This is a genomic window from Natronococcus sp. A-GB1, assembly GCF_029688845.1.
Taxonomy (GTDB): domain Archaea; phylum Halobacteriota; class Halobacteria; order Halobacteriales; family Natrialbaceae; genus Natronococcus.
Genome location: NZ_JARUKW010000039.1, coordinates 1 through 10,864, shown reverse-complemented (window position 1 = coordinate 10,864; position 10,864 = coordinate 1). Strand labels below are relative to the sequence as shown.

The window sequence follows — 10,864 nt, the reverse complement described above, 5'->3', positions numbered from 1 at the left end:
CAAAATTCTGCTGCCATGCCGTGTATTCCCGACCGCTCAAGATGGGGGGGAGGGAACGGGCCCAGAAGAAACCGCCGGAACAGCCGCTGAAACAACCGCTGACAGCCCCGCCGAAGAGATTACCGCAGGTGCAGCAGGGCCTGCGGCCGCCGCAGACCGGCCGAATGGAGAGGCCGCCGAGGCGACCGACGACACCGACTACGCTGAGGGACTGGTGAACGTGGAGTACATGCCCCGAGACCGGCACGAGGCCGCCGCGGGAGCGGCGGCCGACGGGGAGATCGCAGTCGTGGACGCGCCGATCGAGCGCGACGACGACGGCCGCCGGCCGTGGTGGTCGTACGACGCCGACCAGGACCAACTGGTCGTCGGCGCAGAATACTACAACCCGATGCAGGTGTGGACGGCGCTAGGGCGGGCGCTGGGGTCGGAGGAAACGTTGAGCGAGATTCTCACCGAGGAGCGACTGGGTGAGGACTTGGACGGGCTGACGACTGACGACCGGAACCTGCTGCGGGACGCCCGCTGCATCGGGTGGTTGTCGGACGACGCGACGGTGGAGGAGTTCGTTCAGGGACTCCGCAAGGCGAGGAAGGAACTGTTAGACAAGACGAGCCAGTACCACGCCGAGGAGTACGACGACAAGAACGAGAAGCGGAGCGAGATCCTGCGGTTCGCGCTGGGGCTGGCCGGAACGATCGTACACCTGCTCGACCTGCTGGGCGTGGACGTCGTCCGGGAGATCCGGGTACCGGACTTCGACCGAAACTACTCGCGGGACCGGAACCGGAGAGATTTAGCGAAGACGGTAGCGACGGGGGCGGCGATTCAGAGCCGGTTCGGTCACTTCACGGCGTTCCGTCAACTGTACGAAGACCGGGAGGAGAAGCGTTCTGCGGCCATGAACCCACGGGTAAAGCCGGGAGAAACGGTGGGGTCGATGATCGGATCGGTCGTTCTCGTGGGCGATGGGCTGCCGGAACTCGAAGAGGAGCTGGCGGAGCACTTGAAGGGGCCGCGAGATCTCCACCCGGATGCTCCCGAGTTCGGTGTCCGGATCCCGATTCAGGAGGCGTCCCGATCGGCGACGGCCCGAGCGGCCGAGCGGATCCTCCGGACAAAGAACCTGCGACCGACGCGGAAGGCGATAGATGTCTTGCACGGGTTCACAAGCGACGTTTACGCGGTAACCGCGGGGCTGAACCGGGCGCTCGAACCAGAGGATCAGCGGCGGGCAATTCACTTGGATGAGGTCCGCCGGGCACTAGGGGTTCTCGACGAGGATCGGATCCTCCCGGAGGCCAAACCGTCGGCGCGATCGGGAGTCTCGGCGCTGCTCCGGGCGGACCGTCCGATCTCGCAGGCCGAGCTAGCAAGGCGAGCCGAAAGATGCAGCGCTCAGTCGTGGAGCAATCACCGGCAAACGCTGGCCGACGTCGGTGTGGTCGAAGAGGTAGCCGAGGGCTGGCGGGTATGTTTGCCGTTCAGGAGCGAGCGCCACCGGGACGTCGAAGAGGTCCTGCCGTGGTTCCTTACGGAGGAGCCGGAGCGGGGCCTGAAGCGGAGTCAGAGGCACCCGACGGATGTCCTGATGGAGCTCGTGTTCGACTTGGAGGCGGAGGCGAAAGGGGCGGTGGAGCGCTTCGCCTATTCCGGGAAGTGGCCGCCGGACCCGACGGACGTCGACGGTACGATCGAGGCACTGGGGGTGGGCCCGATCTGGGAACTGATCTGCGCCAGCAGCGGGCCCGGCTTGGATGTCCCGCCAACGGAGGTGACGATGGGGGCCGAGCCGCACATTCAGACGGCGCTCCCGACGGCGTGACACGACTCCCAAAAACCTCCGACAGGCTGCGAGAGGGCTTTTCGCGCCAACCTGTCGGGGGAGATGTTTCAGAACCATGAGAATGAAGAGATCAAGACAGAGAGTTCACGTTCCGGTGAGTAAGTCCAATAGCAGTAGATAGTAGTGCGTTTTCTTTATTCAGTTTCGCACCTGAAACTGAAACAGGCGATTCGGTAACTACGTATGCTTAGTGACCAGCAAGCGTTCTATCAGGTTCAAGTGAGGTTCGTAGTATTGTGCTGAATATAGGGCGCGAATGTGGCACTCGGTAGAGCGCGATCTGCGCGAAGAGTCGAACGCTCAGTACAGGCGAAGTAGTTACTGCGCTTCAGGGATATCTTCGACACCGCACGCTTGCAATACCTGCCGAATATAGTAATCTTTCTCAGAAGGACTTTCCTCCTCTAGTGCTGCTTCAAGATGTTCTTTGCACTCTTGGCTGAGCTTTGCCATATATTCTCTCTACTGACAAAAGCACAAAAATATGTATCAAACCCAATAGAAATTGCCAATCAATACCGGGTTCTATCTTTGGTCAATAAGCACGTTTTCTTTCGGCTGATTCAGCGAATCGTGAGTGGAAAGAACGAGATGAGCGTGCTGCATCCACTCTCTGGATGTTGCACGCCACTTTTGACAGCTATTCGGTAGTTAGGACAGAGTCTGCTGAATAAAGCGCGCGAATACAGTATCGGACCAACTTTCAATTTGGGTCAGTCAAATCGGTCAGTACAGAGAATGAAGACGACGAACAATACATATTCGTACAATACGGCTGATTTAGGTCGAACGGAGGAGAAATCGATCCGATATTCTGTCACTTGTAGGCCTCGTACGGCTCGACCAACGTCAGGAGATCTTGTTCCAGTTCACTGCCAACAAACCGGACGTGCCCCGTTTCAGCCTCGTAGTCGATTATCCGAGCCTCCTCCAGTTTTGGAAGATGAGTATGGTGAAGTGCGATTCGGACGCGTTGTTGGTGTTCGTCTGACTCCCGTCTCGGGTCTTCGTTCCGAACCCGGTCTGCAACGCGATCTACGAGCGCATCGTATTCCAGTGTCTTCTCAGAAGCGTTGTCCAATGCGTTGAGGGTGGCGCGTCGGTGTTCGTTCGCTATTGCCGACAGAATCGTATCGGGGGAGAGCGATCTCTCACGCCCCGAAGAACCGGTACCCTCATCAATTGACTGTATATCACGTGTCCCCAGCTCTCGACTCTCATCCATACTCACATAGCGTAGTCCCATCTGCCTGGCTCTGTCCCATGGTGCATAATGGAAACAGTCAGTTCATTTCCGCTGCTGACTCGGGCGTGAGAAGTGCGTACCTCCCGAACGTCCCAATGGCACGACGCAGTCGCTCCGTCACTGCTTGATCGGAAATTCCGAGTTCGTCAGCTAACTCTGCGGTCGTACACCCTCGTGGAATGTCGTAGTATCCCCTTCGAATGGCAAGCGTCAACGCTTCTCGTTGGGGCTCACTCAGGCCGTACCACGGACCGGCCTCAGGGTCCGTCGGATTATATATGCGGGTTAGCTCCAGAGAGATGTGCGCGTCCTCACAACAGGTCTGGCACTGACTCAATGTCTCGCGGTCTGAAAACCGTATCTCGAAATTCCACCCTTCCGACGATCCAGTCGCACCCAGTATCTGCCCGTCGTGTTCCAAGATGCACTGAAAAAGGTGGTCCTGGCTCGCATCCCAGTCGATCCTGATTAGCGTCCTGTCGTCGAACACGTCCACCTCTGTGACGGTGTTGACAGTTGGATAGCGTTCGACGGCTTCGAGAAAGCCGTTTTCGACCGGTTCGTAGATCCAGAAGAGCGGCACGGTGACGTCCCCACTCGGGACGAGCGTTTCGAGTTCGATTGCCGACGCATCCTCGAGACTGAGGATTTGCCCGAGTTCAAAAGCATCGGATGGGATGCGAATCTCCGTTATTACACTCATGCTCGCTTGTGCGACTAGATTGCCCGGTCGTACAAAAGGAGCTGACATGGTGTACCATGGCCTTCCGGGTATCAAACGGACTCCCCGCTCGCAGCATACACTATCCCGGCCAACAACTGTGCGTTGGCTCGTCTCGAAGCCATGATACACCACCCATGCCGGTTATTTGTCTGCTAGACGAAGGATTCCGCATGGCGACTGTGATGGAGTTTACGAGTCCGACAGCGGAGTTCCCACTGGGGAGTGTGTTCAAAAACTTGCCGGGTGTGACGGTCGAACTGGAGCGGCTGATTCCACACCAGACGCTGATTATCCCCTACTTCTGGGTACGCGATGTGGAAACGGAGGACATCGAAGCTGAGTTCGAACAACACGCCGGCGTGAGCAACATCCGAATGGTCGATAGCATCGAAGACGAGTATCTCATGCGTGCCGAGTGGGAACAAGAGTACTTCGGCATCCTGAGCGCGCTGGCCAAGGCCAACGTCGTCGTGCTCTCCGGAATCGGTACGAAAGACGAGTGGCGATTCGAGGTGCGCGGCGAGAGTCAGGAGACAATCGGCGAGTTTCGAGAGTACTGCCAGGAAAACGACATTCCGATAACAATCACCGCCGTCCACGCAATGCTTCCGATCCAGAGCGAGGGCTACGAGTTAACCGAGACCCAAGGTGAGGCGCTGGTGTTAGCCTACGAGCGGGGCTACTTCGACACCCCACGCGAGGTGTCGCTCGAAGAGATCGCTGACGAGCTCGGCATCACCCAGCAATCACTTTCTTCACGACTCCGACGCGGGCATCGACGTCTCATTGGAGCGACGCTCAGCAGTTCGGTGTGATCGTTCGGAGTGTGACTTGGTTATAAACCTGCTGTATTATCAGTAACCCTGTTGAACCGACTCAGACGCCTAGAATCAGGCTAGATGGGTACAACGATATCTGGGGTTGGAGTCGAAGCGGTCGAGTACGCTCAGGAATCTGGGACTGTCCGCACGCAGTTTGATCAGGAGAAGACACCCGCGAGCATGGCTGTTGTCGCAACGCTGGCGGACGTAATGGACACTGATGCGGTAGAACTGGACCCGCTCCATTCCACTGTTGACGCCGACGAATTAGATGCGCTCGTCCGCGTTCGCAACGGGACGAACGGAGACACCCACGTTGCATTCACGCACGAGGGGCACGCAATAACCGTACACAGCTACGGTGTGATCACCATCACACCAGAACACGAACTCACAGTGGAGAAACACGAAAGGGGCGAGGCAAGATGACGTCTGAAGAGACCTCGCTTGCGTCGAAGGAAGAATTAAACGCGGAGCTGAAAGCCCTCCTTCGCAGGGCCTACGAGAGTGGAATCGATGTGGAAGGCGGATTCGAATGTCGGAATGGGGTCGAACATCCTGACTGGGACGTGATCGTCACCGAAGTCGAAAAGAACGAGCATTCGGAGTGAACGACTACAAGCGTGGCCGGATCGGTGACAACTACTTGACCTGTGGGTGACGAACGCTGTAACCAAGATTGCATCAAACGGGTACTCTCAGCGCAACAACGGCGAGTATTACGTGCGCTCCTCGACGAGAGTTCGATATCTGCTGACCCGATTCTTCGTAAGGGAGAGACTCTCAACTCCGGGGAGTACCTCACGATTTGTTACGAACTCCATCACGTCCTCCTTCCCGAATTATCGGATAAGGGGTTCGTCGAGTTCGACAGGTTCGAAGACAAGGTACGGCGAGGAATGAAATTCGACGAGGTATGTCGGTTTCATGAACAGATCGATGACGACCATGACGAGTAACCTGGTCCTGTAATCGATTTGCTGCTGAATGCGCACTTTGGGTTTGCACGACTACTTGAACAACTATCAGAATTGGCAGAACCCTCAGCGATCGATACGCACGCATACATAACGGATGCTTCGTCGTTGAGTGTCTGAAACGAACAGTGTTCGGCTGCTGCATCCACCCTCTATATCCAGCACGGGACTTTTGGCATGCTTCGGACAAATCAATAGCTGCCTCGGTAACTGCTTGCCCTGTACTTACCGCGAGTTTCACGGAGAACTCTGAATAAAAAACCGTGCTACCAACTACTGATAGAGTTCACTCACACTGAGGGGTGTGATCCTGACTATCCACAATTTACTCTTGGCTGATCCCAAGCCGGTCTGCTAGTTCTCCTTCATGTTCTACTGCGAACTCTACCAGGACTTCCATGAAATCAGCGTGTTTCTCGATCGCTCCGTCTCCTGCGACTTTTGATCGGCCGTCAAGGCGTTCATAGAGTTTGTTGAGTTCGTCGGCCTTCTCATCTGGCAGGTACATCGGGACCTGGCGTCGGTGACGAGTCGCAGTGTCATCTCTATCTGGCCCAGGTTTACCACCTGTAGAACTCGCATTACTCGAAATACCTGAATTACCCGTGTTATGCGAGTTACCCGTTTTATTTTCTTTTTCTGTATCTGCTCGCCGTTCGCTGAATCGTTCACCGAGCTCGTCTTTCGGATCGGTCATGATAAGGTCTCCACGTGTACTGCGATTTCATTGTATCTGTCACGCAACTCGTCTGTTTTCTCTGCGTCCCACGGATACCCTGCATCATCCGGGTTATAGTCGAAGATCGACGTACGATACTCGATACTATGTTCCACCACGGCCCAGTCCGGTATCTGAAATACGTACTTTTCACCGAAGGTTTCCGCAAACCACTCTCGCATCTCGCTACTGACACCATCTCGACCAACCTCGTTCAGCACAGCAGCAACCGTCGAAATGCTTACGTCATCGAATTTGTCTTCTAGGGTATCGATCTCGTCAAAGAGGATTTCGAGCGAGTCCTTCGCAATCGTGTTTGCATGACTCGGGAAGAGGACGTTCTCAGCGGCGAGCAGCGCGCCGTCAGCGAGAGGCCCGAGGTTCGGTGGAGAATCAATCACGACGTAGTCGTAGTCCGCTGTGAGCCGGTCAAGAGCGAGCTTCAACGCCTCAACTCCACGGGCCTCGGAGTACAGATGCTTCTCCAAGCGGAAGTTCCGTATATGAGATGGGACTATATCGAATTCTTCACCGTGGACGATCAGCTCGTCGAGATCGTCGAGGGAGAGCTGCCCCATCTCGGAGAGGACATCGTACAGTGCGTATTCTCCTTCTCGATACTGCTCACGGTGTCCGAGTTTCAGCGTGAGGCCGCCCTGTGGATCTGCATCAACTGCCAGAACATCGTGGCCTCTGTTGGCGAGAGCGCCAGCGAGGTTGATGCTTGTTGTTGTCTTTCCGACGCCGCCTTTTTGCATCCCTACATCAATCCTCATCTGTTCCTCACCCGGTGTGTATCTCGTATAATACGGGTTTCACGAGTCATTCGTGACATACAGGTGTCTCGGGTGATATAAATCTACGTCAGACACCGGGTTTGTGTTAGTGTGAACTATCGGAAGCGTTCTGGCGGGTAGAAAATGACGTGAACTGTGCTACCGAGGTTGTACCAAGACTTCGGGAGGATGGACACTTCTAGTCCCCACTCAGCGGCGAACTCAAAGAGGTCGAACCACAAGTTGTGGGGCGGTTCACGAGCATCAAGCCGCTCGATATTTCCGGGGTAAACGTGCATCGAGTACACGGCTGGTTCGCCGTTATCGAGCCAGAGTGTCGCGTGATCACTGGCAGGTGGCTTGTGAGGCGGCCCCTGCGGGTCATCGTCGGCTTCTAAGGGCGAGTGGGGGCATTCGTCCTCGCCCGTGATGAGGCGGCGAATACAGGCAGTCTCTGCCCGCTCGTCGAGATCAAAGGCTTCGAGGAACGCATCCCGCTGGTACTCGCCTAAAATAGCCCCAAATGCCCGCCAGATGTCGTTCCATGCTGGGTCGTCGGGCTCGTGATTGAGGTACTCATGGATCGCCTCGCGTAACTGGCGATATTCGTCCCAAGCCGGAACGGGTTCATTCGGTCCTGGTGTCGGCTGAGGGTTGTTCTGGTTTTCAGTCATAGATTCCAAATTGGTAGATATTCTGTAGGTATGGCTGTCGAATTTGATCTCCCCAGTCGTGTGTGTACACTTCCATAATATCTGCTCCTGATTGGTTATCTGAGCGGCTGCTGGTGTTTTTATCGCCTCGAAGATACTTTATCATTATCGGATCCATGTGTTGGTCGTGATGTCCAAAACCCGGCTTCATATTGGTGGTGAAGAAGTGGCGGAACCAATGGAGGGTGAACTTCTTGTTTGAGTCTGCGGAATAGAAACCGTGTTTCTCTGCAAGATCGCCTGTGATCCGTCTTTTGAATGCATTCTTCCCAATTCTTTCCCTACCCTGATAGGATTTCTTTCCGGTCCACAGTGGGTGTGGGTACTCTGTTATAGGGCGAACGGCAAGCCAATTTAGCAGTGAATGCTTTGTTTCTTCGTCGAGGGGAAGAATTGTTGGTCTCACGCGTTTATTGCCCAGAAGTCGTTTCTCTCCACGATATTCTTCACCTATTGTCGGTTCAGATGGAATGAATAGTGAGTCTGGGCGATCTGCTATTTTTTCGTGGATGGCTACATCGTGCTTCTCAAGCAGAGCATAGTACGATGGGTGGTCTATGTGTAGGTAGGGCAGGTCGATATTGTAGTTTTCCCCTTGCCGTATGCCAGTTTTGACAAAGACCGTACCTGCGGATTGGAACAGTGGATCTCCTATTGAAGAGAGATACTCTCCAACTTCGTTAGGTGTTCGGTCAATCCAATTTTTCTCTTCGGGATCGAAGTTCGCCTCATCATGTACGTACTTTGCTGGGTTTGAATCGACGACAATACCCTTCTCCAATAAGCTTGAGAGGAATGTTGAGATGATCGCCATGTATTCCCTACATGTGTTTTCACTCAGGCCTGCTTCTCGCATCTGATCAAGGAATGCCCATGCGTCATCGATTGTTTGTCCATTCTGCCAATCGAGGAATTCATCCCACGATTGATAGTCTGAATTCTCTGGGGCTTTGATGAGTGCCCGCCTCAGATCGTCAAACCGGGTATCCGTAATGTTGTCTCGTTTCTTTTTCTTTCGTAGATATTTTTTCAGAGGCTCATCTCTCCATTCATCGTCGAAATTGAGATCGCCATAGTCACTCATCAATGTCCACCTTTAGCCAACCGCCGCTTGTCCGGCGGTATTTTGCACGCCCTTCGTCACAGAGGTTATCTGCTGCTTCGATTATATCGTCTTCAAGTAAACCGAGCAATTCTTCCTCGTCGTAGCCTTTCGTGGTTGAAAGGTTCCGATAAACCCACTCCTTGAGCTCGTCTTCCATCGAGGCTGTGTCATCGATGTTGAGTGATTTTGGTTGAACTGGTGTTTCTTTAGGAGTGTAGTCATACCCGAACTGGCGTCGTCCTGCTCGGATCATTCGAGAACAATATTCTTTCACTGAGACGTCCATGTCATCGGCAGCCTCTACCCACTCGTCTGGTACTTCGAAACTGACTTTGACCATTCTATGTTAATGACTTTCTTTTGGCTATAGGTAAATACTGGCATATCTAATCAGTGCGGTCTCTGTACACGGACATACTATCATATGAATTTCGTTTCCTTCTGATATGCGGGACGGCGTCGGGGTGATTATCTCTACTTTGGTTTCTGCTGTATACACGGGCCGCAAAGCTAACTAATTCTGTGTATTGAACCCAAAATGGCGTCTCCCATCCACCCATAGGTATTTACTGTGCCAGATACGTAATTGTGAATAAGATGAGTACAGAAGATACACCGAAAATCGGTTTCAGCAAAAAGGTCGATGAAAAAGGCCGACTGGTGATCCCGAAGGAACATCGACAAGCTCTGTCGATTGATGGACGACAAGCCCTAGTTGAGTTTGAAGCAAAGAAGATCACCTACCTCGACGAGGAAGGGGGTGACTCCTAAACCTGCTGCTGCATGCGGTAGGGAACCAGGGGCGGTGGCACGCCCCCAGAAGGACTCACCTCTTGGCCCGGGTGGTCCGTGTTTGGTTCTTCACCACCGAGCGTTTTAGGTATTTCGTCACTACCCGACGCGACTCGGTTGATCTTTGTCATTTCATGGGTGATGAGCGGTGAGTTCGACCCTCGAACTACGGTTTCAAGCAGTTCCTACTGCCGACGTCCGGGTCGCCGACCGGGAGGTCGAGCCCACCGTAGCGCAACTGCACCAAGCGCTGTTCAGCGCCGGGTTGGAAGAGTCGCTCCTGAAGGCGATCGAGGAGATCCCCGGCGATACCCAGGGTGCGAAACGAGCAGCACTCCGGACAGAAGGTATCGACGCGTTGGACGGCCTGTACGCCGACGTCGCCGTGACGGCCGCATCAGCGACCAAGTGGGCGCAGGAAGATCCCAATGCCAATGACGCTGAGCGGATCGAGCGCGCCGAGAACGCCCGCCAGCGCCTCGTGGAGGTCACGCGTCAACTAGGTACGGGCACAACCCCGCTCGGGTTCCGGACATCGAAGGCAGACATCACAGGCGGCGGTGTGGCGCTCCTGCGGGCGGCGTCAGTCACGCCAACCGTAGAGATCACGTTGACCTCGACGTTCGCCTCACGGCGACCAAAGCAGCGCCAGGAGGTCCTAGAGTTCCTAGAGGCTCTCGCCACGGCGTGCGAGGTCAGGCTTGTGGCGACGGGTACGGCGCGGCGGTGCATTGAGGAGAAGCACGCTGATCAGGTGGCGGGTCACGTGACATCAGCGTGTAACCCACGGGGTGGATGTCGCCCGTCCGCTGAGGCCGCTGCGGCTCTCGGCTCGATCAAGCCGACGGATACGTCCGGGGCGATCCTACGGGCGCTCTCCGGGACACCAAGCGGTTCCCTATCGTATGAGGAGATCCGGCGAGACCTGTGCTTGAACGCCAATGACCTTCCGCTGGTGCGTCAGACGGCGAAGCGTCTAGAGGTGCGCCATGGGCTCGCTGAGCGGATCGAGCGACCAGACGGGTCACGTGTCCTGTCGCTGCTCCCGGCTGGCGAGGCGGTTGTTCAGGAGTGGGAGATGGACGAGGAAATCCAACGGAAGGCGTCCACCTCGTGGACGTCCTCAGACTGGCGTGACACCACCCC

The 10,864-nt window shown here is 55.3% G+C and carries 13 protein-coding genes and 1 pseudogene; 6 read left to right on the top strand and 8 right to left on the bottom strand.

Annotated elements, in window-relative coordinates; all coding sequences use genetic code 11:
- A pseudogene (locus QA600_RS22470) lies at nucleotides 1-1,825 on the top strand (hypothetical protein); the annotation flags it as partial.
- Between the two features lie 339 nt (nucleotides 1,826-2,164).
- Here the strand turns inward: QA600_RS22470 and QA600_RS22465 are convergent.
- The 3 genes from QA600_RS22465 to QA600_RS22455 form a co-directional block, all read right to left on the bottom strand.
- On the bottom strand, nucleotides 2,165-2,299 hold the full coding sequence (locus QA600_RS22465) for a hypothetical protein (RefSeq protein ID WP_278294166.1): 135 nt from the start codon (nucleotides 2,297-2,299) through the stop codon (nucleotides 2,165-2,167).
- 364 nt (nucleotides 2,300-2,663) lie between these two features.
- Nucleotides 2,664-3,092, bottom strand: coding sequence for a hypothetical protein (locus QA600_RS22460; protein WP_278294165.1), 429 nt, complete (start codon nucleotides 3,090-3,092; stop codon nucleotides 2,664-2,666).
- Between the two features lie 37 nt (nucleotides 3,093-3,129).
- On the bottom strand, nucleotides 3,130-3,795 hold the full coding sequence (locus QA600_RS22455) for a helix-turn-helix domain-containing protein (RefSeq protein ID WP_278294164.1): 666 nt from the start codon (nucleotides 3,793-3,795) through the stop codon (nucleotides 3,130-3,132).
- A 191-nt stretch (nucleotides 3,796-3,986) separates the two neighbouring features.
- On the opposite strand from QA600_RS22455, the gene QA600_RS22450 reads away from it, so the two are divergent.
- The 3 genes from QA600_RS22450 to QA600_RS22440 all read left to right on the top strand — a co-directional run bounded on the left by QA600_RS22450 (nucleotide 3,987) and on the right by QA600_RS22440 (nucleotide 5,248).
- Nucleotides 3,987-4,631, top strand: a complete 645-nt coding sequence (locus QA600_RS22450; RefSeq protein ID WP_278294167.1) for a helix-turn-helix domain-containing protein — start codon at nucleotides 3,987-3,989, stop codon at nucleotides 4,629-4,631.
- A gap of 84 nt (nucleotides 4,632-4,715) precedes the next feature.
- On the top strand, nucleotides 4,716-5,066 hold the full coding sequence (locus QA600_RS22445; protein ID WP_278294163.1) for a HalOD1 output domain-containing protein: 351 nt from the start codon (nucleotides 4,716-4,718) through the stop codon (nucleotides 5,064-5,066).
- Nucleotides 5,063-5,248 carry a hypothetical protein gene (locus QA600_RS22440; protein WP_165161539.1) on the top strand — a complete coding sequence of 62 codons (186 nt, stop codon included), beginning with the start codon at nucleotides 5,063-5,065 and terminating at the stop codon, nucleotides 5,246-5,248. The genes QA600_RS22445 and QA600_RS22440 overlap by 4 nt, the downstream gene beginning before the upstream one ends.
- Nucleotides 5,249-5,939: 691 nt before the next feature.
- Here QA600_RS22440 and QA600_RS22435 read toward each other — a convergent pair.
- The 5 genes from QA600_RS22435 to QA600_RS22415 all read right to left on the bottom strand — a co-directional run bounded on the left by QA600_RS22435 (nucleotide 5,940) and on the right by QA600_RS22415 (nucleotide 9,266).
- Nucleotides 5,940-6,311 (bottom strand): hypothetical protein, encoded by a 372-nt coding sequence (locus QA600_RS22435; RefSeq protein WP_278294162.1) that lies wholly within the window; start codon nucleotides 6,309-6,311, stop codon nucleotides 5,940-5,942.
- On the bottom strand, nucleotides 6,308-7,108 hold the full coding sequence (locus QA600_RS22430; RefSeq protein ID WP_278294161.1) for a ParA family protein: 801 nt from the start codon (nucleotides 7,106-7,108) through the stop codon (nucleotides 6,308-6,310). Before QA600_RS22430 ends, QA600_RS22435 begins: the two co-directional genes overlap by 4 nt.
- A 116-nt stretch (nucleotides 7,109-7,224) precedes the next feature.
- Nucleotides 7,225-7,782 (bottom strand): hypothetical protein, encoded by a 558-nt coding sequence (locus QA600_RS22425; protein ID WP_278294160.1) that lies wholly within the window; start codon nucleotides 7,780-7,782, stop codon nucleotides 7,225-7,227.
- A complete protein-coding gene (locus QA600_RS22420; protein ID WP_278294158.1) occupies nucleotides 7,775-8,905 on the bottom strand; it encodes an integrase in 1,131 nt (376 codons plus the stop codon). Before QA600_RS22420 ends, QA600_RS22425 begins: the two co-directional genes overlap by 8 nt.
- The gene (locus QA600_RS22415) at nucleotides 8,898-9,266 is read right to left on the bottom strand and encodes a DUF5805 domain-containing protein (RefSeq protein WP_278294157.1); all 369 of its coding nucleotides are present in this window, start codon (nucleotides 9,264-9,266) and stop codon (nucleotides 8,898-8,900) included. The genes QA600_RS22420 and QA600_RS22415 overlap by 8 nt, the downstream gene beginning before the upstream one ends.
- Nucleotides 9,267-9,523: 257 nt before the next feature.
- Here QA600_RS22415 and QA600_RS22410 point away from each other — a divergent pair, with 257 nt between their 5' ends.
- Both QA600_RS22410 and QA600_RS22405 read left to right on the top strand, forming a co-directional pair.
- Complete coding sequence (locus QA600_RS22410) at nucleotides 9,524-9,697, top strand: hypothetical protein (protein WP_278294156.1); 174 nt, start codon at nucleotides 9,524-9,526, stop codon at nucleotides 9,695-9,697.
- Nucleotides 9,698-9,866: 169 nt separating this feature from the next.
- A partial coding sequence (locus tag QA600_RS22405; protein WP_278294155.1) for a hypothetical protein occupies nucleotides 9,867-10,864 on the top strand: 998 nt, incomplete at its 3' end.

Coding starts and splice junctions, on each gene's coding strand:
- QA600_RS22465 (WP_278294166.1), bottom strand. CDS start 2,299: ATGGCAAAGCTCAGCCAAGAGTGCAAAGAACATCTTGAAGCAGCACTA.
- QA600_RS22460 (WP_278294165.1), bottom strand. CDS start 3,092: ATGGGACTACGCTATGTGAGTATGGATGAGAGTCGAGAGCTGGGGACA.
- QA600_RS22455 (WP_278294164.1), bottom strand. CDS start 3,795: ATGAGTGTAATAACGGAGATTCGCATCCCATCCGATGCTTTTGAACTC.
- QA600_RS22450 (WP_278294167.1), top strand. CDS start 3,987: ATGGCGACTGTGATGGAGTTTACGAGTCCGACAGCGGAGTTCCCACTG.
- QA600_RS22445 (WP_278294163.1), top strand. CDS start 4,716: ATGGGTACAACGATATCTGGGGTTGGAGTCGAAGCGGTCGAGTACGCT.
- QA600_RS22440 (WP_165161539.1), top strand. CDS start 5,063: ATGACGTCTGAAGAGACCTCGCTTGCGTCGAAGGAAGAATTAAACGCG.
- QA600_RS22435 (WP_278294162.1), bottom strand. CDS start 6,311: ATGACCGATCCGAAAGACGAGCTCGGTGAACGATTCAGCGAACGGCGA.
- QA600_RS22430 (WP_278294161.1), bottom strand. CDS start 7,108: ATGAGGATTGATGTAGGGATGCAAAAAGGCGGCGTCGGAAAGACAACA.
- QA600_RS22425 (WP_278294160.1), bottom strand. CDS start 7,782: ATGACTGAAAACCAGAACAACCCTCAGCCGACACCAGGACCGAATGAA.
- QA600_RS22420 (WP_278294158.1), bottom strand. CDS start 8,905: ATGAGTGACTATGGCGATCTCAATTTCGACGATGAATGGAGAGATGAG.
- QA600_RS22415 (WP_278294157.1), bottom strand. CDS start 9,266: ATGGTCAAAGTCAGTTTCGAAGTACCAGACGAGTGGGTAGAGGCTGCC.
- QA600_RS22410 (WP_278294156.1), top strand. CDS start 9,524: ATGAGTACAGAAGATACACCGAAAATCGGTTTCAGCAAAAAGGTCGAT.